Annotated in this window: 18 protein-coding genes; 12 read left to right on the forward strand and 6 right to left on the reverse strand. The window is 60.4% G+C overall.

Going from position 1 to position 21,847, the window contains the following annotated elements; all coding sequences use genetic code 11:
• Positions 1-163 precede the first annotated feature (163 nt).
• From PNAP_RS03215 to PNAP_RS03225, 3 genes are all read left to right on the forward strand, one after another.
• A complete protein-coding gene (locus PNAP_RS03215; RefSeq protein ID WP_011800063.1) occupies positions 164-1,198 on the forward strand; it encodes a porin in 1,035 nt (344 codons plus the stop codon).
• Between the two features lie 344 nt (positions 1,199-1,542).
• A complete protein-coding gene (locus tag PNAP_RS03220) occupies positions 1,543-2,652 on the forward strand; it encodes a porin (RefSeq protein ID WP_011800064.1) in 1,110 nt (369 codons plus the stop codon).
• A gap of 239 nt (positions 2,653-2,891) precedes the next feature.
• Positions 2,892-4,235, forward strand: coding sequence for a M20 aminoacylase family protein (locus PNAP_RS03225; RefSeq protein WP_011800065.1), 1,344 nt, complete (start codon positions 2,892-2,894; stop codon positions 4,233-4,235).
• Positions 4,236-4,376: 141 nt separating this feature from the next.
• Here the strand turns inward: PNAP_RS03225 and PNAP_RS03230 are convergent, their stop codons facing one another.
• Positions 4,377-5,222, reverse strand: a complete 846-nt coding sequence (locus PNAP_RS03230; RefSeq protein WP_011800066.1) for a MurR/RpiR family transcriptional regulator — start codon at positions 5,220-5,222, stop codon at positions 4,377-4,379.
• A gap of 1 nt (position 5,223) precedes the next feature.
• Positions 5,224-6,690: a glucose-6-phosphate dehydrogenase gene (gene zwf / locus PNAP_RS03235; RefSeq protein WP_041376494.1), complete on the reverse strand. Its 1,467-nt coding sequence runs from the start codon at positions 6,688-6,690 to the stop codon at positions 5,224-5,226.
• 148 nt (positions 6,691-6,838) lie between these two features.
• On the opposite strand from zwf, the gene tal reads away from it, so the two are divergent.
• The 3 genes from tal (at position 6,839) to PNAP_RS03250 (ending at position 9,800) form a co-directional block, all read left to right on the forward strand.
• Positions 6,839-7,786, forward strand: a complete 948-nt coding sequence (gene tal / locus PNAP_RS03240; RefSeq protein ID WP_011800068.1) for a transaldolase — start codon at positions 6,839-6,841, stop codon at positions 7,784-7,786.
• A gap of 22 nt (positions 7,787-7,808) precedes the next feature.
• Positions 7,809-9,374: a glucose-6-phosphate isomerase gene (gene pgi, locus PNAP_RS03245; protein ID WP_011800069.1), complete on the forward strand. Its 1,566-nt coding sequence runs from the start codon at positions 7,809-7,811 to the stop codon at positions 9,372-9,374.
• 96 nt (positions 9,375-9,470) lie between these two features.
• Positions 9,471-9,800, forward strand: coding sequence for a DUF805 domain-containing protein (locus PNAP_RS03250; RefSeq protein WP_011800070.1), 330 nt, complete (start codon positions 9,471-9,473; stop codon positions 9,798-9,800).
• Between the two features lie 138 nt (positions 9,801-9,938).
• On the opposite strand, the gene groL is transcribed toward PNAP_RS03250, so the two are convergent.
• Together groL and groES are read right to left on the reverse strand one after the other, a co-directional pair.
• Positions 9,939-11,588: a chaperonin GroEL gene (groL, locus tag PNAP_RS03255; RefSeq protein ID WP_011800071.1), complete on the reverse strand. Its 1,650-nt coding sequence runs from the start codon at positions 11,586-11,588 to the stop codon at positions 9,939-9,941.
• Positions 11,589-11,691: 103 nt separating this feature from the next.
• Positions 11,692-11,982, reverse strand: coding sequence for a co-chaperone GroES (groES, locus tag PNAP_RS03260; protein WP_011800072.1), 291 nt, complete (start codon positions 11,980-11,982; stop codon positions 11,692-11,694).
• Between the two features lie 378 nt (positions 11,983-12,360).
• Here groES and PNAP_RS03265 point away from each other — a divergent pair, with 378 nt between their 5' ends.
• Positions 12,361-13,026 carry a hypothetical protein gene (locus PNAP_RS03265; RefSeq protein ID WP_157040204.1) on the forward strand — a complete coding sequence of 222 codons (666 nt, stop codon included), beginning with the start codon at positions 12,361-12,363 and terminating at the stop codon, positions 13,024-13,026.
• 74 nt (positions 13,027-13,100) lie between these two features.
• Here the strand turns inward: PNAP_RS03265 and metK are convergent, their stop codons facing one another.
• A complete protein-coding gene (gene metK, locus PNAP_RS03270; RefSeq protein ID WP_011800074.1) occupies positions 13,101-14,288 on the reverse strand; it encodes a methionine adenosyltransferase in 1,188 nt (395 codons plus the stop codon).
• Positions 14,289-14,457: 169 nt separating this feature from the next.
• Between metK and PNAP_RS03275 the strand changes: the two genes are divergently transcribed.
• Positions 14,458-15,306, forward strand: a complete 849-nt coding sequence (locus tag PNAP_RS03275) for a lysophospholipid acyltransferase family protein (protein WP_011800075.1) — start codon at positions 14,458-14,460, stop codon at positions 15,304-15,306.
• Positions 15,303-16,199, forward strand: a complete 897-nt coding sequence (locus tag PNAP_RS03280; protein WP_011800076.1) for an LpxL/LpxP family acyltransferase — start codon at positions 15,303-15,305, stop codon at positions 16,197-16,199. Before PNAP_RS03275 ends, PNAP_RS03280 begins: the two co-directional genes overlap by 4 nt.
• A 112-nt stretch (positions 16,200-16,311) precedes the next feature.
• Here PNAP_RS03280 and yihA read toward each other — a convergent pair whose 3' ends face one another.
• Positions 16,312-17,091, reverse strand: a complete 780-nt coding sequence (yihA, locus tag PNAP_RS03285) for a ribosome biogenesis GTP-binding protein YihA/YsxC (protein WP_011800077.1) — start codon at positions 17,089-17,091, stop codon at positions 16,312-16,314.
• 200 nt (positions 17,092-17,291) lie between these two features.
• Between yihA and PNAP_RS03290 the strand changes: the two genes are divergently transcribed.
• From PNAP_RS03290 to ccsB, 3 genes are all read left to right on the forward strand, one after another.
• Entirely contained in the window at positions 17,292-17,969 is a 678-nt protein-coding gene (locus PNAP_RS03290) for a c-type cytochrome (RefSeq protein WP_011800078.1), read from the forward strand.
• Positions 17,970-18,166: 197 nt separating this feature from the next.
• A complete protein-coding gene (locus PNAP_RS03295) occupies positions 18,167-20,395 on the forward strand; it encodes a cytochrome c biogenesis protein ResB (RefSeq protein ID WP_011800079.1) in 2,229 nt (742 codons plus the stop codon).
• Positions 20,392-21,783 (forward strand): c-type cytochrome biogenesis protein CcsB, encoded by a 1,392-nt coding sequence (gene ccsB, locus PNAP_RS03300; protein ID WP_011800080.1) that lies wholly within the window; start codon positions 20,392-20,394, stop codon positions 21,781-21,783. Before PNAP_RS03295 ends, ccsB begins: the two co-directional genes overlap by 4 nt.
• Positions 21,784-21,847 lie beyond the last annotated feature (64 nt).

Consider the following 21,847-nt stretch of genomic DNA (forward strand, 5'->3'; position numbering starts at 1 on the left):
GTTGCATTTAGGCAACAAATTGGCGTAAAACTTGCATGTTTTTTAGTGGACTCTGTTTCTCGCTTTTAAACTCTCAGTCAGTGCCACACGGAATAGATGGACAGTCTTTCAAAGTTCAGTAGTGGTGATGTTTGTTTTGGTTTTACTTTCTTGGAGATTTCTAATGAAAAAGAGTTTTATCGCTTTGGCCGTACTCGCCGCTTCCGGCGTCGCATCAGCACAATCTTCCGTGACGCTGTACGGTCTGGTCGATGCGTACGTGGGCACCAGCAAGGTTAAAGTTTCAGTACCAGGCGCCTCTTCATCGTTGCGTCAGTCCGTGGTTGACAGCGGTGGTATCAACACCAGCCGTTTTGGCTTCAAAGGTTCCGAGGATCTGGGTGGCGGTCTGAAAGCCAATTTCGTGTTGGAAGGCGGCTTCAAGGCGGACACAGGTGCTACCGATCCAACTGGTGGCTACACGAACCCGTACACAGGTGTTGTGTCAAGTTCCACGTTCAGCCGCAATTCATGGGTCGGCTTGTCGGGTGGTTTTGGCGAGGTCAAGCTCGGCAAAATGTGGACGCCTTATGACGAAGTCAAAGGTTTGGGTGCAGCAGCGTTTGACGCCAATATCTTCGCGCCAGCAACCAACGTCTGGTTGAGCAACAACTATCAAGCTAATCCAGGCAACGCGATTTACTACTCGACGCCAAGTTTCAGCGGTTTCAGCGCTGCCGGCATGTACAGCTTCGGCGAAAACAAAGCTCCAGGCGTGGACGCTGGCAAGATCATGAGTGCGAATGTTCAATACGCGAACGGTCCAATCGCTGTAGCCCTTGCACACCAGGTTGAAAAAGCTAGTGGTGCTGTAGGTTCAACCAAGTTCACCCAGTTGAACGGCTCGTATGACTTGGGTGCCGCGAAACTGCTGGCTGCGGTTGGCCATGTAAAAGATGGCAGCGACAAGTCCAAGGAATTCCAGGTTGGCGTAGATGTGCCGTTGGGCGCAGTGACTGTGTCTGGCGGTGTGGCTCGCGCCAAACTGACCGGCCCCGGTGGTGAACTCAAGAGCACAGGTTTCGGTTTGGCTGCCAAGTATGACCTTTCCAAGCGCACCTTCTTGTACACGGGTCTGCAGTTGTCCAAAAACGAAGTGGTTGGCGCTGGCGACATCAAGACCGACACCTTCGCAGTGGGCGTTCAGCACAAGTTCTAATTCAACTCTGGCCTGACGGCCAGTTGCTTGAAGCTTGACAAGCCGCTTTGGGGAAACCTGAAGCGGTTTTTTGCGTTTTACCGTTCCGCGATGCAAATTCTGAAATCCATGAAATGGGGAGACTGACGCTGTTGTCGTTGTTTTTCCTTCACGGTCCGCCTTCTTTGTAGCCTCAATGCAACACAGATGAGCTTTTTTGGCGCATTTCTTTGCGGATCAAGGTTCATTCTGGTGCAATAGCAACAACTTCCCGAAAGGGGGTTGGCCCGGGTCTCTGGGGGAACTGCAAAAATAAAAGCAGCCCTCTTGCCGGAGCCCTATGTTTAACCTTGGAGATATTTCACATGAAAAAAACCCTCATTGCTTTCGCAGCCCTCAGCGCAATCGCTGGCATGGCACAAGCCCAATCTTCCGTCACCTTGTACGGCCTCGTTGACGCCTATGTCGGTCAAACGTCGAAGGAAGTCACAAGCACGATTCCAGGCGTGGCATCAGCTAAATTGAAGCAAACCGCAGTCAATGGCAGCGGTCAGAACAACTCCCGTTGGGGCCTGAAAGGCACTGAAGACCTCGGTGGCGGCATGAAGGCTTTGTTCGTTCTTGAAGGCGGTTTCCAGCCTGACACGGGTGCGAATGCCACCATTTCCAACCAGGGCGGCGGCTTGTTCGGTCGTCAGGCATGGGTTGGCTTGTCAAGTGGTTTTGGTACCGTTAGCCTGGGTCGTCAATACACGGCTTACGACGCTCTGCGCGGCGCAACCAACATGATTTATGACTCCAACTTTGCGACCACCAGCACTGTTTGGGGCACGGGCATTGCTGACTACCAAAACCGCGCAAGCAATTCCGTCGCTTACACATCGCCAGACTTCGCTGGTTTCAGCGGCTCCGTTGTTTACGGCGCTGGTGAAAACAAGACGGCTACAACGGATGCTGAAAGCAACACCAGCTTGATGATCAAATACGCCAACGGCCCTCTGCTGGTTGGTTTTGCACACCAGCGTGAAAAGCAAGTTGCTAGCACAGTTGGCAACTACTTCGGCTCCGGTGCAACTGTTGGCGTGGCTGCTGGTCCTGTCGCGTTTTCCAGCACCCGCAAGTACAACCTGCTCGGCGCTTCCTATGACTTCGGCGTTGCCAAGGTCACTGGCCAGTACAACGAAGCCAAAGGCGAAATTGGTCTGACCACTTCGGCCAAAGACAAGGAATTTGATGTTGGCGTGAGCGTGCCGTTTGGCGCTGCTGCCGTTGCTGCTGGTTACAGCCGTTCGAAGAGCGATGCCAGCAACAACACCCACAACAAGGGCACCGGCGTGAGCTTGCTGGGCACCTATGCACTGTCCAAGCGCACCAACCTGTACACGGGTTTCCTGGTGACCAAGGTTCAGTCTTCAAATGCCGCTACCGAAACCAAGGCTTCGACCTTCGGTCTGGGCGTCAAGCACCTGTTCTGATCTTGAGCTAGCGTAAGCTAGTTTGAAAAAGAATATAAAACCCCCATCGTGGCGACACGGTGGGGGTTTTTTATGGGCTTTGTATTTTTCAGACCAACCGTTCTTGGTGAACGGCCTGCGGTTTTACTGCCGGACTGTAGTTTGTGCGCAATAACTGCCTGCGCTGAAGGCCTTGATGTTTACGGCGCCAAAGTTTTACGAATAATATTTAACACCTGCTGAACTCAGAATTGAATGCAATGCGCACTCCGGCCCTTCTTGAAAAAACCTTGTCGCCGCTTTCTGCCGATAGGGTCGATACCGTGGCCATCGACCGGCCTTACCCGTTGCGCGCCAGCGGCCGGGCCTTCGCGCAAATTGCACAGTTCCATCCTGAACTGACCGCCTTCCGGCGCGATTTGCACGCCCATCCAGAGTTGGGTTTTGAAGAGGTTTATACCTCCAGCCGCGTGGTGCATGCGCTCAAGCTTTGCGGTGTTGATGAAGTCCATACCGGCATCGGAAAAACCGGGGTTGTCGCCATCATCAAGGGCCAGCAGTCCAGCGCCGCTTCCAGTTCCGCACGCTCTGCGGCACGGCCCATGGTCGGCCTGCGCGCCGACATGGATGCGCTGCCCATGACCGAGCACAACGAGTTTGGCTGGAAATCAGCCAAACCCGGCCTGATGCACGGCTGCGGCCACGATGGCCACACCACCATGCTGGTGGGCGCGGCACGCTACCTGGCTGAAACCCGGAATTTTGCCGGCGACGCCGCGCTGGTATTTCAGCCAGCCGAAGAAGGGCGGGGCGGCGCCGACGCCATGATCCGGGACGGCTTGTTTGATCGCTTTCCTGTTCAGGCGATTTACGCCATGCACAACTGGCCCGCCATGCAGCCCGGCACCATCGGCATCAATTCCGGACCGATGATGGCGGCGGCTGACCGCATCACCATCGAGATCACCGGCAAGGGCGGCCATGGCGCCCACGCCTACCTCACCGTTGATCCGATTTTGGTGGCCGCGCACATCATCACGGCGGTGCAGAGCATCGTCTCGCGCAATGTGAAGGCGATGGACAGCGCCGTCGTCAGCCTGTGCGCCATGCAGGCAGGCGATCTGGGCGCCATGAGCGTCGTGCCCGGCAATGCAACGCTGGTCGGCACGGTTCGCACCTTCAAACCCGAAGTGCAGGATTTCGTGGAGCAGCGCCTGAAACAGCTGTGCACCTCGGTGGCGCAGGCTTTTGGCGCCACGGCGACGGTGAACTACGAACGCATCTACCCGGCCACCATCAATTCACCGGCCGAGTACACGCTGGCCACCCGGGTTGCCGAGCAGCTGGTGGGCGCTGAAAACGTGGTGCGCAACCTGGAGCCGAGCATGGGTTCCGAAGATTTTTCATTCATGCTCAGGGAAAAGCCCGGTGCCTACCTGCGCCTTGGCCAGGGTGAGCAACTCCCTGATGGCCAGGGCGGCTTGACCGGCGGCGCGGGCAGCCGCTTTTTGCATAACAGCTGTTATGACTTCAATGACAGCGTGCTGCCCCTGGGCGCAGCACTGTTTGCCGGCATTGTGGAACGCTCGATGCCCCTGGCGTGACAAGCGTGACAAGCTGTATTTGCTATAGAAGTAATAGCTATAGATGCTTATGGATAGTGCGTAGAAGGCATTATTCATCATGAATTTCTGCTGCCGACACTGCCTGCACGGCTGCGCGCGCGATGCGCCAGGTTTTGCCGTTCAGGTGTAGCGCTTGTTGCGCAGGTTGTTCTTCATTTCCTTGAGCAGCGGCTGCAGCTTGGGTCCGATGCGCAGCGCCACGCAGGTGGCGAGAATGTCGATGATCATCAGGTGCAGCAGGCGCGACACCATCGGGCTGTAGCGGTCATAGCCTTCCGGATGGTCGGCCGCCAGGTGAATGTGGCCGGCCATCGCCAGCGGCGAGGCGGTGGCGGTGACCACGATGGTGGTGGCGCCATTTTTGCGGGCGATGTCGCAGGCATCCATCAGGTCGCGGGTGCGGCCTGAGTTGGAAATCACCACCACGCAGTCGCCCGGCCCGAGCAGCGAGGCGCTCATGACCTGCATGTGGCCGTCGCTGTAGGCAATGCTCTGGATTCCCAGCCTGAAAAACTTGTGCTGCGCATCCTGCGCCACGATGCCGGAGTTGCCGACGCCAAAAAATTCGATGCGCTTGCCGGTGTGGTAAGCCGCCAGCAGCGCCACGACGGCTTTTTCAATCGCCAGCGGGCTGGCGTCGTTGCGGTATTTCAGGAATGCCGCCACCGTGTTGTCGATCACCTTGACCAGCACGTCGCCGGTCTTGTCGTCCACATCGACGCTGCGGTGAATGAAGGGCACGCCTTCGCTCACGCTGCCGGCCAGCTTGAGCTTGAAATCCGACAGCCCGTCGTAGCCAACGCTGCGGCAAAACCGTACCACGGTCGGCTTGCTGACATGCGAGCGGCTCGCCAGCTCGGTGATCGGCAGGCTGGCAAAGGCGCGCGGGTCGCTCAGCACCAGCCGGCCGACCCGCTGCTCTGCCGGGGCCAGCGAGGACAGGGAGGCTTTGATTCTGTCGAGCATGCTAGCTTTCTTCGCTCCAGCAATAGCCGTCCTTGGCAATCATGGCGCTGGAAGCGCTCGGTCCCCAGGTGCCTGCGGCGTAGGGACGCGGTCCGGTCGGGTCGTGGCTCCAGCGGTCCAGGATCGGCTCCACCCAGCGCCAGGCTTCCTCCTGCTCGTCGCTGCGCACAAACAGGTTGAGCCGGCCGTCAATCACATCGAGCAGCAGGCGCTCGTAGGCGCCGACGCGCTCGGTGCCGAAACGCTTGTCGAAATCAAGGTCAAGCTGCACCGGCTCCAGCGTCGGGGTGCCGCGGCGATGGCGCTGGTTGGCGCCTTGCGCCAGCAGGTGCAGCTCCAGTCCGTCCCGGGGCTGCAAGTCGATCACCAGCCGGTTGCCGGCGTTGCAGTCCTGCTGCGAGTTGAAAATCGCGTGCGGCGTGGGGCGAAAGTTCACCTCGATGTGCGCGTCGCGGCCGGCCAGCCGCTTGCCGGTGCGGATGTAGAACGGCACGCCGGCCCAGCGCCAGTTGGCAATCTCGGTGCGCAGGGCGACGAAGGTTTCGGTGTGGCTGTCCGGGTTCACGCCCGGCTCATTGCGGTAGCCGGGAACGGCCTCGCCATCTATGGTGCCGGCCGCATATTGGCCGCGAATGACGTGCTGGTTCAGGGTTTCCGGCGTCCAGGGCTTGAGCGAGCGCAAGACCTTGAGCTTTTCGTCGCGAATGGCGTCGGCATGCGAATTGATGGGCGGCTCCATGCCCACTGCGCACAGCAATTGCAGCGCATGGTTTTGCACCATGTCGCGCAGCGCGCCGGTGTTTTCGTAGAAAGCGCCGCGCTTTTCCACGCCCAGTTCCTCGGAAATGGTGATCTGGATGTTGGCGATGTACTCGCGCCGCCACAGCGGCTCGAACAGCGAGTTGCCAAAGCGCAGGGCAAACAGGTTTTGCACCGAAGGCTTGCCCAGGTAGTGGTCGATGCGGAAGATCTGCTGCTCCGTCAGGACGCTGCGAACCGTCTGGTTGATGGCGCGGTTGGACGCCAGGTCATGTCCCAGGGGCTTTTCCAGCACCACGCGGGTTTGCGGGCCGTTCAGGCCAGCGGCCGCAATCTGTTCGCAGACCGTGGTGAACAGGCCGGGCGCCGTCGCCACATACATCACCACCACATCGGCGGGGCGCTGCTGCAGCTTGTCCGCCAGACTCGCATAGTCGGCCGGGTCGGACAGGTCCATGCGCAGGTAGTCGAGCATCCGGGCAAAGCGCGAGAACTCTTCCTCGCTCGGCCGCTTGGCCAGTTCGACGTTGTCAAAGCGCGACTTGATGAGCGTGCGGTACTGCTCGTGCGACAGATCGTCGCGGGCCACGCCGATGATGCGGCCATCGGCCGGCAGGGAGCCGTGGCGGAATGCCTGAAACAGGGCGGGCATGATTTTGCGCCATGCCAGATCGCCGGTGCCGCCAAAAAGGATGAGGTCAAAACTCATGGTGAGAACTTGGTTAGGTAATAAAGTTTCATATTCTATGGGCATAATGGTAACTCCAACCGGTGATTTTTCTCTTGGCCCTGTGTTGACACCGCAGGCTTCATCCGGCCCTTGAACCACTTTGCGCCTTGCCTGGCGCTTCAAGCCCATGACACAACTCGACGCCCTGAAACAATTCACGACCGTGGTGGCTGATACCGGCGACTTCCGGCAGCTGGCCCAGTTCAAGCCGCAAGATGCGACGACCAATCCTTCGCTGATCCTCAAGGCGGTGCAAAAAGCCGATTACGCGCCGCTGATGCGGGACACGGTCGGCCGCTTCAAGGGCCGGGCGCTCGATGAAGTCATGGACCGGCTGCTGGTGCGCTTTGGCTGCGAAATCCTGTCGATTATTCCGGGCCGCGTATCGACCGAAGTCGATGCCCGCCTGAGCTTTGACACCAGCGCCACGGTGACGCGCGGCGAACGCCTGATCGAGCTTTACCAGGCCGAAGGCATTCACATCGACCGGGTGCTGATCAAGGTGGCGGCCACCTGGGAAGGTATCGAGGCGGCCAGGGAACTGGAGCAGCGCGGCATCCATACCAACCTGACGCTGCTGTTTTCGTTCTGCCAGGCGGTGGCTTGCGGGCAAGCCAGGGTTCAGCTGATTTCCCCGTTCGTGGGCCGGATTTACGACTGGTACAAAAAGTCGGCCGGCAGCGGGTGGAACGAAGCCGCGAATGCGGATGCCAATGACCCCGGCGTGAAATCGGTGCGCGAAATCTACAACCACTACAAGCACTTCGGCATCGCGACCGAAGTCATGGGCGCGAGTTTTCGCAACATCGGCCAGATCACGGCGCTGGCCGGTTGCGACCTGCTGACCATCAGCCCCGAGCTGCTGGCCCAGCTGGCCGCCAGCGATGCGCCCCTGGCGCGCGCACTCGATGCCGACAGCGCGGCAGCGCTTGATTTGCCGGCGAAGAGTTTTGACGAAACCGGCTTTCGTTACGCCCTCAATGAAGACGCCATGGCGACCGAAAAGCTGGCCGAAGGCATTCGCGCTTTTGCCGCTGACGCCGTCAAGCTCGAACAGCTGCTTCTGGCGGCATAACTAAAAAACAAAGGAGATTTTCATGAAAAAATTACGTTGCGACCAGACGCCCGCATGGGCTGCGCTTAACACCCACTTCAACGCCAGCGGCAGGCACTTCGATGTGCGCGAAGCGTTCGCGCGGGACGCCCGGCGCTTCGAGGCTTTCAGCCAGGATGCACCGCATGTGTTTGCCGACCTCTCCAAGAACCTGATCGACGCCGACAGCCAGGCGCTGCTGCTGGCGCTGGCGCGGCAATGCGGGCTGGAGCAGCAGCGTGACGCGATGTTCGCTGGCGAGCTGATCAACAGCACCGAGCAGCGCGCCGTGATGCACTTTTTATTGCGAAATCCGCCTTCTGCGCAATACACACCTGCACAAGCAGCTATCAATAAAATAGCAGATGCACAGGCGGAAGTTGAAGTGACCCTGAACGCCATGCTGGCCTATGCGGAGCAGGTGCGCGCGGACGCGGCGATCACCGACATCGTCAACATCGGCATTGGCGGCTCGGACCTGGGGCCGCAGATGGCGGTGCTGGCGCTGAATGAATTCGCCACGGCGGGCAAGCGGCTTCACTTCGTCTCGAACATTGACGGCGATGAGCTGGCCGGCGTTCTTGGCCTTGTGAAGCCTGAGAACACGCTGTTCCTGGTGGCGTCCAAGACCTTCACCACCACCGAAACCATGACCAACGCCCGTTCGGCGAAGGCATGGTTCGAAGCGCGGGGCGGGCAGGACATCGCCCGGCATTTCGCGGCGCTGACGACCAACGTGGCGGCGGCGAACGAGTTTGGCATCACCACCACCTTCGGTTTCTGGGACTGGGTGGGCGGGCGCTATTCGCTGTGGTCGGCGATTGGATTGCCCCTGGCCATCGCGATTGGAGCCGCGGGCTTTCGCGAATTCCTGGCGGGTGCGCATGCGATGGACGAGCATTTTCGTACTGCGGCGCTCGAAGACAACCTGCCGGTTCGCCTGGGCCTGCTCGACGTCTGGTACCGCAACTTTCACGGCTTTTCCAGCCGCAGCATCGCCCCGTACAGCAGCGCGCTGCGCCGCTGGCCGGCGTATTTGCAGCAGCTGGAAATGGAAAGCAACGGCAAGCGCGTGGACAAGGACGGCCAGCCTTTGCCTTTCGACACCTCGCCTGTGCTCTGGGGCGAGCCTGGCACCAACGGCCAGCATGCTTATTTCCAGATGCTGCACCAGGGAACGGCTGTCGTTCCGGTCGAGTTCGTGGCGGTCAAGCGGGCCGCGCATGGGTTGCCGGGACACCACGACAAGTTGCTGGCCAACGTGCTCGCCCAGGCGCAGGCGCTGATGCGCGGCAAAAAAGACGCCGGCGGCCACCAGGATTTTCCGGGCAACCGGCCAAGCACCTTTTTGCTGCTGGAGCAACTCACGCCCGCCAGCCTGGGCGCCCTGATTGCGCTGCAGGAGCACCGCGTGTTTGTCAGCGGCGCGATCTGGGGTATCAACAGTTTTGACCAGTGGGGCGTGGAACTGGGCAAGGTGCTGGCCAGGGACATTGAGCCGCGCCTGCAAAGCGGCGATATTTCGGGGCTTGACGGCTCGACGGCCGGATTGCTGCAGCGCCTGCGCTGACGGGGGCGGTTTTGGAAGGCTTGCGGTCACCGCATCGGTTTATGATGAATCAAGGGTAATCCCTTGATTCCCTTAACCAACCCAGAGGAGGAAATCATGAATTTTGGCCAAGCCATTTCCAGCTGCCTGCGCAACTATGCAACATTTTCGGGGCGCGCATCGCGTTCGGAATTCTGGTGGTTTTTTCTGTTCCAGGTTCTGGTTTCGATTGCTGCCAACACGGTCAGCGAGAAGCTGGGCGGCTTGATCAGCCTGGGCTTGCTGCTGCCAGCGCTGGCGGTGGGTGCGCGCCGGCTTCACGACATCGGCAAGAGCGGCTGGTGGCAACTCCTCATGATCTCGGGGATCGGATTCCTGGTGCTGGTTTACTGGTGGGTCCAGCCCACGGAGGACGACGTCAGCAGCTACGGCTCCAGCCCGGCCTGAGTTTTCAGTTTTCGCAAAGCCATGAAAAAGGGCCACGGTGCTTTCGCACCGTGGCCCTTTTTTTGCGTCAGGCCGCAAAAATGTGGGGTTTGCCTCCGGGCTTCTCGGGAAGCCCGGCATCCGTCCCCACGATTTTGATTACATCCCCATGTCGCCCATGCCGCCCATGCCACCCATGCCGCCGCCCATGCCGCCGGCAGGTGCGTCGTCTTTAGCGGACTCGCAGACCATGCATTCGGTCGTCAGCATCAGGGATGCGACGGAAGCGGCGTTTTGCAGAGCCGTGCGGGTCACTTTCGTGGGGTCCAGGATACCCATTTCGATCATGTCGCCGTAGGTGTCGTTGGCGGCGTTGAAGCCGTAGTTGCCGGTTCCGGCCAGCACGGCGTTCACCACCACAGAGGCTTCGCCGCCTGCGTTGTAAACGATTTCGCGCAGTGGGGCTTCGATGGCGCGCAGGACCAGCTTGATGCCGGCGTCCTGGTCAGCGTTGTCACCCTTGATGACGCCTGCGGTCTGCTTGGCACGCAGCAGAGCCACGCCGCCGCCAGCCACGATGCCTTCTTCGACGGCAGCGCGGGTCGCGTGCAGTGCATCTTCAACGCGGGCTTTCTTTTCCTTCATTTCGACTTCGGTGGCAGCGCCAACCTTGATCACGGCAACACCGCCGGCCAGCTTGGCCACGCGCTCTTGCAGTTTTTCACGGTCGTAGTCGCTGGTCGCTTCTTCGATCTGCACGCGCACTTGCTTGACGCGCGCTTCGATGTCAGCAGCTTCGCCGGAACCGTCGATGATGATGGTGTTTTCCTTGCCCACTTCGATGCGCTTGGCCTGGCCGAGGTCGGCCAGCGTCACTTTTTCGAGCGACATGCCGACTTCTTCAGCGATGACCTTGCCGCCGGTCAGGACGGCGATGTCTTCGAGCATGGCCTTGCGGCGGTCGCCGAAGCCCGGTGCCTTGACGGCAACCACTTTCAGGATACCGCGCAGGGTGTTCACGACCAGCGTAGCCAGGGCTTCGCCTTCGACTTCTTCGGCAATGATCAACAGCGGACGGCCAGCCTTGGCGACTTGTTCCAGGGTAGGAAGCAGGTCACGGATGTTGCTGATCTTCTTGTCGTAGAGCAGGACGAACGGGTTGTCCAGCAGTGCGGACTGCTTTTCAGGGTTGTTGATGAAGTAAGGCGACAGGTAGCCGCGGTCAAACTGCATGCCTTCGACCACGTCGAGTTCGGATTCGAGCGACTTGCCGTCTTCAACGGTGATCACGCCTTCCTTGCCGACCTTGTCCATCGCATCGGCAATGATCTTGCCGATGGTTTCGTCAGAGTTGGCCGAAATGGAGCCGACTTGAGCGATTTCCTTGGAGGTGGTGGTGGCTTTGGAAGCTTTCTTCAGTTCTTCGACCAGGGCATGCACTGCCTTGTCGATGCCGCGCTTCAGGTCCATCGGGTTCATGCCGGCGGCCACGTACTTCATGCCTTCGTGAACGATGGCTTGAGCCAGCACGGTAGCCGTGGTGGTGCCGTCGCCTGCGATGTCAGAGGTCTTGGAAGCGACTTCCTTGACCATCTGCGCGCCCATGTTCTGCAGCTTGTCCTTGAGTTCGATTTCCTTGGCGACGGACACGCCGTCCTTGGTCACGGTCGGGGCGCCGAAAGAGCGCTCCAGCACCACGTTACGGCCTTTGGGGCCCAGGGTGACCTTGACGGCGTTGGCCAGGATGTTCACACCCTCGACCATGCGTGCGCGGGCTTCGCCGCCGAAAATTACGTCTTTTGCAGCCATGATGCGGATTCCTTAAAATTTATGAATGAAATAGCATGTTTGCGCATATCACATATGCATGGACAGCTATTAAATAAGTAGCAAGATTGAAGATGACGAGAAATTACTTCTCGACCACTGCAAACAGGTCTTCTTCTTTCATGACCAGCAACTCGTCGCCGTCAACCTTGACCGTCTGGCCGCTGTACTTGCCGAACAGCACGCGGTCGCCGACCTTGACAGCCATGGCGCCGAGTTCGCCCTTGTCATTCTTCTTGCCTGGACCGACAGCCAGAACTTCGCCTTGATCAGGCTTTTCAGCGGCGCTGTCAGGAATCACGATGCCGGAAGCGGTTTTGGTTTCGTTTTCCACGCGTTTAACAATCACGCGGTCATGCAAAGGACGAAGATTCATGAAAAGCTCCTTGTTTTATAAAAATAACAATGGTTTGGGGGAAATCGGAAGCACCCGCTGAAAAGCGAATGCCTGTCAACAGAGTGGCGTGAACATGCTGCATGCTGTTAGCACTCCACCTCATCGAGTGCTAATGATAGGGGCATTCAAGTCTGTTTTCAAGACCCGCCGGTTTAATTGATCGGTCCGGTTGTGATCCGGGCCTGCCGCTTGGCCTGGAAATGATTTCCCAAGCTTTTTTTCGATGGACGAGATGGCCGCGAAGATTCGCGACATGCTCAATGGCGATGCCCCTACAGGCGCTGTGCTTCCATCGGAGAATAATTGAAATTTCCTTTCTTTAAAAAACCTGCCCTTATGTCCAGCGATAGTCATTTTTTGAAAGAGCGCCTCGCCGAAGCGGCCCGCTATGCACTCATGCGCCGGCTGCTGCCGGCCATCCGCCATAACCTGGCCGGTTCGCTGCAGCCCATCGGCATGATGTCGGCCATGCTGGAACGGCGGATCAAGTCAGCTGCGCCCGATATGGCGCAGCTTGGCAAGAACACGCAGGCCCTGACCACCCTGTCCCGCGAAGCCGTGGCCACTTCCCAGAACCTGATGGCCTGGCTGGGTCCCAGGGACAACGATGTGGTGGCGCTGAACGGCGCGGTTGAAGAGTCCCTGGGGCTGATGTCCACCGAACTCTCCTTTCGCGGGTTCTGCGTCGTCAACCAGACCGCCGAGGTGTCGGCCGAGTTGCCCAAAGGCATTCTGCGCAGCGTTTTCACCGCCAGCCTGATCGCCCTGACCGACTCGGTCGAGGAAGCGGCCAGCGTGGTGGTCAGCGCTGCGGGCGAGGCGGGCGACACCCGATTGAAAATCGCGATAGAGCCAGGCGGCATGGCTGAGCTTGCATCAATGGGAAGCCGGATGCCGACCTATCGCCTCCTGCAATGGGCCGATGTTCAGGCGCTCGCTGATGCGGAAGGCGTGCATCTGGACTATGCGCCCGACTTCGTGCAACTTGATTACTGCGCCGCAGCCACTGTGTTGACCCGTTGATCATGACCAGGAGGCCAGCATGACAAAGACGCCGTCTGCGCTGAAGTCAGAGCCGGGCGGCCCTGCTCACGACTTCAGAAGCCAGCTGCCGCCCGCAGCAGGGCGGCCTTGTCGGTCTTTTCCCAGGTGAATTCCGGCTCGTCACGGCCAAAGTGGCCGTAAGCCGCAGTCTTTTCGTAAATCGGACGCAGCAGGTCGAGCATCTGGATGATGCCGTTGGGGCGCAGGTCAAAGTGTTCCTGCACCAGCGCCGACAGTTTCTCGTCCGGAATCACGCCGGTGCCTTCGGTATAGACCGTCACGTTCATCGGCTTGGCGACGCCGATGGCATAGGCCACCTGGATCTGGCATTGCCGGGCCAGGCCGGCGGCAACGATGTTCTTGGCCACGTAACGCGCCGCGTAGGCCGCTGAACGGTCCACCTTGCTCGGATCCTTGCCACTGAAGGCGCCGCCGCCGTGCGGGCAGGCGCCGCCGTAGGTATCGACAATGATCTTGCGCCCGGTCAGGCCGCAATCGCCTTGCGGGCCGCCAATCACAAAGCGGCCGGTCGGGTTGATCAGATAGCGGGTGTTCTGCAGCCACTCTTTGGGCAGCACCGGCTTGATGATCTCTTCAATCACGGCTTCGATGAACGAGGCCTTCATCTTGTGCGGCGTTTCGCTCTGGTCCGGGCTGTGCTGGGTGGACAGCACCACGGTGTCGATGCTGTGCGGCTTGCCATCGACGTAGCGCATCGTCACCTGGCTCTTGGCGTCGGGACGCAAAAATGGCAGGCGGCCGTCCTTGCGCAGCTGAGCCTGGCGCTCGACCAGGCGGTGCGCGTAGTAAATCGGCGCGGGCATCAGTTCGGGCGTTTCGTCGCAGGCATAGCCGAACATCAGGCCCTGGTCGCCGGCGCCCGTGTTGAGGTGGTCGTCGCTCGCATGGTCAACGCCCTGGGCGATGTCCTTGCTCTGCTTGTCGTAGCAGACCATGACCGCGCAGCCCTTGTAGTCGATGCCGTATTCGGTGTTGTCGTAGCCGATGCGCTTGAGGGTGTCGCGCGCAATCTGGATGTAATCGACGTTGACTTCGGGGAGGGCGGTGATTTCGCCGGCCAGCACGACCAGGCCGGTGTTGGTCAGCGTTTCGGCGGCGACGCGGGCGTGCGGGTCTTGCTTGAAGACGGCATCCAGGATGGCGTCGGAAATCTGGTCGGCCACCTTGTCGGGATGGCCCTCGGAGACGGATTCGGAAGTAAAGAGAAAATCGTTCGCCATTGCGTACACTCCATGAAGTTTTGTTGGCGCGTTGCCAGCAGGAAGTGCTTTGGCGAACGCTTTAGCAGTTTGGTTTAATGTCGCCCTGCAAGTTGTTCAGTAACTCGGCGACAGGCGCAATTATAGGACGCCATCGTTTTTGCTTCATTAGCCCTTTAGCACCCTTTCCATGCTCTGGTTATTCCGTTTTTTCTCCCACTGGCCGCTGGCTGTGCTGCATGCGCTGGGTGCCGGGCTGGGCTGGCTGGTCTGGCTGGCCAGCGCGCGTTACCGGGCGCACTTTCGGGCCAATGTGGCGCAGGCGGGCCTGCCGTTTGAAGCGGCCCGGCCGGCGATTGCCGAGGCCGGGCGTTTCGTCGGCGAGCTGCCCCGGCTGTGGATGCGGCCACGCTCCCAATCGTGCCTGGAAAACGTCCGGGTGCAGGGCCAGGCCCATGCCGAGCAGGCTTTTGCGCAGGGTAAGGGCGTGATTTTTTTCGGTCCGCACTGCGGCAGTTTCGAGCTGGGGCCGCAGGCGCTGGCCGAGCTTTACGGGCCGCTTACCGCCATTTACCGTCCCGCCCGCAAGGCCTGGCTGGCCCGGCTCGAAAGCTTCGCCCGTGACCGCCAAAACCTCACCGTGGTACCCGCCAGCCTCAGCGGCATCCGGCTGATGCACCAAGCCCTCAAGGCCAACCAGGCGGTGGCCATGCTGACCGACCAGGTGCCGCCCGAAGGCCTGGGAATCTGGGCGCCGTTTTTTGGCCGGCCCGCCTACACCATGACGCTGGCGGCCCGGCTGGCCTTGCAAAGCGGCGCGGCGCTGCTGCCGGTCAGCTGCGAGCGCCTGCCCCGGGGCCGGGGTTATTTCCTGAAGATCTGGCCGGCGGTGGAGGGTCTGCAAACCCGCGAAAAGGCCGACATGCTGCAGGCTGTCACCCGGATCAACCAGGCGATTGAAGCCATCGTGCTCAGCCAGCCGGGTCAGTATCTGTGGGGCTACGCCCGCTACAAGACACCGCGCAAGGAAGCCGCTTGAAAAACTTTGGCCAATGGGCCGGCCGCGTCACCACCCTAGGCGGCATTGCCTTCATGAAAGGGCTGGCCCACCTGCCGCTGCCCGTGGTGCGCGCCCTGGGAACGGCGCTGGGCTGGGTGCTGTATGGCTTGATCGGCGGGCGCCGGCGCGTGGTGCATGCCAATTTCTCGGTGTGCTTTCCCGAGCTTTCAAAGGCGGCGCGGCACAAGCTCGCCCTGCAGACCTTTGTCTATTTCTCGCAAGCCTGGCTGGACCGCTCCTGGCTGTGGCATGCGCCCAGGGAATGCGTACAGAAGCGTGTCCGGCTGACCGGCGCGGTCGAGGAGTTGGCCGGCACGGCGCCGACGGTGATTTTCCTGCCGCATTTTGTCGGCCTGGATGCAGCCTGGGCCGGCATGGCGCTGGCGATGCCCCGGCCCTCGACCACGATTTACACCGACCAGTCGAACAAGCTCGTCGATCAATGGATATTGCAGGGCCGTCAGCGCTTTGGCCACCTGCGCCTGTTCGGACGCATCGAGGGCGTCAAGCCCATCGTGGCGGCACTGCGTGAAGGCCAGCCGCTGTACTTGCTGCCCGATATGGATTTTGGCCCGGACGAATCGGTGTTCGTGCCGTTTTACGGTGTCCAGGCCGCCACCGTGCCGTCGCTGTCCCGATTTGCGCGACTGGGCCGGGCCAAGGTCGTGCCCTTGCTGCCGCGCCTGACAGCTGACGGCTACGAGGTGCAGGTGCTGCCCGCCTGGACCGACTTTCCCGGCAGCGACCCGGTGGCCGACACGGCGCGCATGAACGCCCGGCTGCAGGACTACATCGCCACCATGCCGGCGCAGTATTACTGGGTCCACAAGCGCTTCAAGACCCGGCCCGAGGGCGAGGCTTCGCTGTATTGAGCCTGGTTACGCAGTCTTGATGCTATATTTTTAATAGCTATCTGTGCTTATGGGCTGTGCGCTACAGCCATTTTTTGCTTAAATTTTGCTTTTTTCAGCATCCGCCGGCCGTTCAGGGCTGTTCAGGCGTCTGTGGTGGCGATGCGTCAGTGTCAGCTTCAGCTTCAGCTTCAGCTTCAGCTTCAGGAAGCACTTTGGGCGCCTTGACCGGCTTTTCCTTCGGGTGCGCCCAGTCCCACAAATGCTGGGCCACTTCTTCAACGCCCTGGCGCTTGAGCGAAGAAAAGAGCTTGACGTCGCCGCCGCCAGCCTGCAGCTTGACGATCTGCAGCGCCTTGGCCGCATCGGTCTTGTTGAGCTTGTCGGACTTGGTCAGTAGCACCAGGAACTTCAGCCCGGCCTCGACACGCGGCCGGATCACGTCGAGCAGCACTTCGTCCAGCTCCGTCAGTCCCAGGCGCGGGTCGCACAGCAGGACGATGGCCTTGAGGTTGTCGCGCGTCTGCAGGTAGTTGCCCATCACCTGTTGCCAGCGGTACTTGGCTTCCTTGGGCACGGCCGCATAGCCGTAGCCCGGCAAGTCGGCCAGCACGGCATCGGTCACGCCCTGCTTGCCCAGCGAGAACAGGTTGATGCTCTGGGTGCGGCCCGGCGTCTTGGAGGCAAAGGCCAGCCGGTGCTGCTGCGTCAGGGTGTTGATGCAGGTGGATTTGCCGGCGTTGGAGCGGCCCACAAAGGCAATTTCGGGAACCTCGATGCGCGGCAGGTGCTTGAGTTCGGGCGCGGTCGTCAGGAATTTGGCGGTGTGCAGCCAGCCCATGGCGATTTTCGGATCGGGCGCGGTTGCGGCGGTGGAAGGAGGCAAGGAAGCTGAAGCGTCTGGAGAAGTCATGGTGGGGCGATCCCTGAAGGTCGGAGGCTGCGCTGCCATTGCAAGGCAGGCAAGGAAAAATAATGGATTGAAAACAGCACACCCCGGCGGGCAGGGCATGCAGGGCCATTTTCCAAATCCCGATAATAGGGCCTGGCGTCAAGCCATTGTAAAATCCCGGATTACCAAGTTCTGTGCGCCAACCAATTAAAAGCCCCGATATGAAGCTGTTAGCTACTTCCCTACTGGCCGCCTTGCTGGCCTTGCCCGTCATGTCTTCATTTGCTGCGGGTGAAGCCGCACCTGCAGACGCCGCACAGACGCATGCCGCACCCGCCGCAGCGCCGGCCATGGCGGCCAAGCCTGACCTGGTCAAGGGAGAAGCCACATTCACGGCAGTATGCGCAGCCTGCCACGGCGCCGACGGCAATTCCGGAACCCCCGCCTATCCCAAGCTGTCGCAGCAGCACCCCGAATACCTGGTCAAGCAGTTGCAGGAATTCAAGTCCGGCAAGCGCAAGAACGCCGTCATGCAGGGCTTTGCCGCCACGCTGTCCGATGACGACATGAAAAATGTCGCTTACTGGGCGACGTCCAAAAAAGCAAAACCCGGTTTTGCCAAGGACAAGGAAACCGTCACCCTGGGTGAACGCATTTACCGCGGCGGTATTGCAGACCGCCAGGTTCCAGCTTGCGCCGGTTGCCACAGCCCTACTGGCGCAGGCATTCCTTCGCAATACCCGCGCCTGAGCGGCCAGCATTCCGAATACGCCGCTGCGCAGCTGACTGCTTTCCGCGATGGCGTGCGCGCCAACAGCCTTCAGATGACCCAGGTCGCCGCCAAGCTCAATGACAAGGAAATCCGCGCGGTTGCCGACTACATCGCCGGCCTGCGCTGAGCCGTTGAACCTGCGGGTTTTTCCTTGAATCAAGGGAAACTTTTTGACGCTGCCCGTCAAGAAACTTTCGCTGGCATTGAACCGAAGCCGCAATAATCAGTCATATCAAGGCGGGTCTTTCTGAAGAAAGCCCGCCTTTTTGTTGTTACCGTCTTCTTTCACATCACACAAAAGCCCTCGGGTTCTCAATTTCACCTATGACCGTTTCCACCGAAGGTATGAAAGTCAACTGGGGCTCGCGCACCCTGCGCGCGTGCGTGGAGTTGCTGTCGTCGATGCGATTTTCGATTTCGCTGCTGACCGTCATCTGCATTGCGTCAATCATTGGTACGGTGCTCAAGCAGCAGGAGCCACTTAGCAACTACGTCAACCAGTTCGGGCCGTTCTGGGCGCAGGTGTTCAGTCTGGCCAGCCTCAACACCGTGTACAGCGCCTGGTGGTTCCTGCTGATCCTGGCTTTCCTGGTCGTCTCTACCTCCCTGTGCATTGCGCGCAACACGCCCAAGATCCTCGCCGACTTCAGCCAGCTCAAGGAAGACGTGCGCGAGCAAAGCCTCAAGGCCTTTGGCCACCGCGCGCAGGCCGCCCTGGCCGAGTCGCCTGAAGCGGCCGCACGGCGTATCGGCCAGACCCTGGTGCAAAGCGGCTGGAAGGTCAAGCTCCAGCAACGAAATGCCGGCTGGATGGTGGCCGCCAAGAAGGGCGCGGTCAACAAGCTCGGCTATATCGCCGCGCACAGCGCCATCGTGCTGATCTGCATCGGCGGCCTGCTGGACGGCGACATGATTGTGCGGGCGCAGATGCTGCTCAATGGCAAATCGACCTATACCGGCGGCGGACTGATCGCCGATGTGCCCGCAGCGCACCGCTTAAGCGAGCGCAACCCCACCTTTCGCGCCAATCTCCTGGTCTCCGAAGGCACGCAATCGAGCACCGCGATCTTGAACCAGCCCGGCGGCGTGCTGCTGCAGGAGCTGCCTTTTGCGGTGGAACTGAAGAAATTCAGCGTCGAGTACTACTCCACCGGCATGCCCAAGCTGTTTGCCAGCGACATCATCATCCATGACAAGGCCAGCGGCGAGAAAACGCCGGCGCGGGTCGAGGTCAACCATCCGGCGAACTACAAGGGCGTCGAGATTTACCAGTCCAGCTTTGACGACGGCGGCTCCAGCGTCACGCTCAAGGCGATCCCGATGTCCGCTGCCAGCAAGGCCTTCGAGATTCAGGGAACGATTGGCGGCATCAGCGCGCTGACCAATGGCCAGGGGCCTGGCGCCGAGCAGCTCACGCTTGAATACACCGCGCTGCGCTTGATCAATGTGGAGAATTTTGCGGGCAGCAACGGAGGTGTTTCGGGTTCCGGCGCGGATGTGCGCAAGGTGGATCTGCACCAGGCGATTGAAACGCGGCTCGGCGCGGCCAACAAGACCGTGACCCAGAAACAACTGCGCAATGTCGGCCCCAGCATCAGCTACAAGCTGCGCGATGCCGCCGGCCAGGCGCGCGAATTCCAGAACTACATGCTGCCCGTCAAGATGGACGACAGCGCCGACAACCCGGCCATGTTCCTGATGGGCGTGCGTGAAAACCCAGTGGATGCTTTTCAGTACCTGCGCATTCCGGCCGATCCGGAAAGCAGCACGGCGACTTTTGTGCGCCTGCGTGCCGCGCTGGCCGATCCGGCGCAGCGCGAGCTGGCCGTCAAGCGTTACGCCCGTCTGGCCGTGGGCACGGACCGCCCTGAACTGGCGCGGCAGCTGAGCGAGTCGGCATCGCGTGCGCTGGCTTTGTTTGCCGGAGCGGAAGCTGTTCCCGTTGCCGGCGCTTCAGCCGCCAAGGTGAAACCGGTGGCCGGATTGCAGGCCATTTCCGACTTCATGGAGGCCAACGTGCCCGAGGCGGAGCGCAGCCGTGCCGGTGAAGTGCTGGTTCGCATCCTGAATGGCGTGCTGTTTGAGCTGACCGCAATGACGCGCGAGCAAGCCGGCCTCAAGCCCTTGCCGCAGGACGAGAAAACCCAGGCCTTCATGTCGCAGATGGTGCTGAGCCTGTCGGACGCACCCCACTATCCGGCGCCCATGGTCTTTGAACTCAAGGATTTCAAGCAGGTCCAGGCCAGCGTCTTCCAGGTGGCGAGAGCCCCCGGCAAGAAGATTGTCTATCTGGGTTGTGCTTTCCTGATCCTCGGTGTCTTTGGCATGCTCTACATCCGCGAGCGCCGGCTCTGGGTGTGGCTGGCACCGCAAAAGCACACCCCTGAAGGCAGCAATGATGATTCCACGGGCAGTGGCGATGCCGTGCATTCAGTGTCAGAATCCGCCGGAAAAAGCCAGGCCACCATGGCCTTGTCCACCAACCGAAAAACCATGGATGGCGACAAGGAATTCGAGATGTTGAAGACAAAACTGCTGCAGGCCCCCCTATGAATACCACGACGAGCATCAACACCACGACCACTCTTTCGGCCGGGCGCGGCAACAGCACGCTCAGCCTGAACGAAGGTTACTTTGCCCGCCGCAATGCGCTCGACTGGGTGTTTGCCGCGCTGGTGGCGGGCGGCTTGCTGTATGCCTTTGCCCGCTACAGCGCTTACATGGATGTCTATGAAAAAGGCATTTTGTTCGCGGCCATTCCGGCCACCATTGCCATGGGCTGGTTCTGGCGGCCCCTGCGCCTGCTCATGGCGGTCGTCGCCGGTTTCGCGCTGTTGGGCATCGCGTCCTACCAGGGCGACCTGGCGCGGGCCGAGCAGGTGTTCTGGCTCAAGTATTTCCTGTCCAGCCAGTCGGCCATTTTGTGGATGAGCGTGCTGTTTTTCATGAGCACGATTTTTTACTGGCTGGGCATGTTCGCCGGCAACACGCCGACCAGCACCGGCTCCAGCCACAGCGCAACGCTGGAGTCGCTGGGTTCCAAAATCGCCTGGGTAGGCGTTGGCATGGCGCTGATCGGCACGCTGGTGCGCTGGTATGAAAGCTACCTGATCGGCGCCGACATCGGGCATATCCCGGTCAGCAACCTGTACGAGGTGTTCGTGCTGTTTTGCTGGATGACGGCGGCGTTTTACCTTTACTTTGAAGCCGAATACAAGACCCGCGCGCTGGGCGCGTTCGTCATGCTGGTGGTCAGCGGCGCGGTCGGGTTTTTGCTCTGGTACACCGTGGTGCGTGAAGCCCACGAAATCCAGCCACTGGTGCCGGCGCTGAAAAGCTGGTGGATGAAGCTGCATGTGCCGGCCAATTTCATCGGCTACGGCATGTTTGCACTGGCGGCCATGGTGGCGCTGTCCTACCACGTCAAGCAGCAGGCCCATGAAACCCGCTGGTACAGGCTCACGCCCCTGTGGCTGCTGGGCGTGGTGCTGTGCTTCGTGCCGATTGTTTTCCGCAAGTCGCCGCTGGAGGCAGGCGGCAGCCATTACTGGATCGGTTACCTGCTGGTGGCCGGCCTGATTGCAGGCGGCATCTTGCTGGGCCGCAAGCACATTGCCGCGCGCCTGCCGAGCCTGGAAGTGCTGGACGACGTGATGTACAAGGCGATTGCCGTCGGTTTTGCCTTTTTCACGATTGCGACCGTGCTGGGCGCGCTCTGGGCGGCCGAGGCCTGGGGCGGCTACTGGAGCTGGGACCCGAAGGAAACCTGGGCGCTGATTGTCTGGCTCAACTACGCTGCCTGGCTGCACATGCGCCTCATGAAGGGCTTGCGCGGCACCGTGGCCGCCTGGTGGGCGCTGGTGGGCCTGCTGGTTACCACCTTTGCCTTCCTGGGCGTCAACATGTTTCTGTCGGGCCTGCACAGTTACGGAACCTTGTAGCAAAAAACTGAATCCTTGTAAGAACTCGCTGCGTACCACGACCAATGTACATCCAGTACTTCAA

Source organism: Polaromonas naphthalenivorans CJ2, assembly GCF_000015505.1.
GTDB lineage: Bacteria > Pseudomonadota > Gammaproteobacteria > Burkholderiales > Burkholderiaceae_C > Polaromonas > Polaromonas naphthalenivorans.

Excerpts from the sequence above, each read along its gene's own strand:
- PNAP_RS03215 (WP_011800063.1), top strand. The coding sequence starts at position 164 with ATGAAAAAGAGTTTTATCGCTTTGGCCGTACTCGCCGCTTCCGGCGTC.
- PNAP_RS03220 (WP_011800064.1), top strand. The coding sequence starts at position 1,543 with ATGAAAAAAACCCTCATTGCTTTCGCAGCCCTCAGCGCAATCGCTGGC.
- PNAP_RS03225 (WP_011800065.1), top strand. The coding sequence starts at position 2,892 with ATGCGCACTCCGGCCCTTCTTGAAAAAACCTTGTCGCCGCTTTCTGCC.
- PNAP_RS03230 (WP_011800066.1), bottom strand. The coding sequence starts at position 5,222 with ATGCTCGACAGAATCAAAGCCTCCCTGTCCTCGCTGGCCCCGGCAGAG.
- zwf (WP_041376494.1), bottom strand. The coding sequence starts at position 6,690 with ATGAGTTTTGACCTCATCCTTTTTGGCGGCACCGGCGATCTGGCATGG.
- tal (WP_011800068.1), top strand. The coding sequence starts at position 6,839 with ATGACACAACTCGACGCCCTGAAACAATTCACGACCGTGGTGGCTGAT.
- pgi (WP_011800069.1), top strand. The coding sequence starts at position 7,809 with ATGAAAAAATTACGTTGCGACCAGACGCCCGCATGGGCTGCGCTTAAC.
- PNAP_RS03250 (WP_011800070.1), top strand. The coding sequence starts at position 9,471 with ATGAATTTTGGCCAAGCCATTTCCAGCTGCCTGCGCAACTATGCAACA.
- groL (WP_011800071.1), bottom strand. The coding sequence starts at position 11,588 with ATGGCTGCAAAAGACGTAATTTTCGGCGGCGAAGCCCGCGCACGCATG.
- groES (WP_011800072.1), bottom strand. The coding sequence starts at position 11,982 with ATGAATCTTCGTCCTTTGCATGACCGCGTGATTGTTAAACGCGTGGAA.
- metK (WP_011800074.1), bottom strand. The coding sequence starts at position 14,288 with ATGGCGAACGATTTTCTCTTTACTTCCGAATCCGTCTCCGAGGGCCAT.
- PNAP_RS03275 (WP_011800075.1), top strand. The coding sequence starts at position 14,458 with ATGCTCTGGTTATTCCGTTTTTTCTCCCACTGGCCGCTGGCTGTGCTG.
- yihA (WP_011800077.1), bottom strand. The coding sequence starts at position 17,091 with ATGACTTCTCCAGACGCTTCAGCTTCCTTGCCTCCTTCCACCGCCGCA.
- PNAP_RS03290 (WP_011800078.1), top strand. The coding sequence starts at position 17,292 with ATGAAGCTGTTAGCTACTTCCCTACTGGCCGCCTTGCTGGCCTTGCCC.
- PNAP_RS03295 (WP_011800079.1), top strand. The coding sequence starts at position 18,167 with ATGACCGTTTCCACCGAAGGTATGAAAGTCAACTGGGGCTCGCGCACC.
- ccsB (WP_011800080.1), top strand. The coding sequence starts at position 20,392 with ATGAATACCACGACGAGCATCAACACCACGACCACTCTTTCGGCCGGG.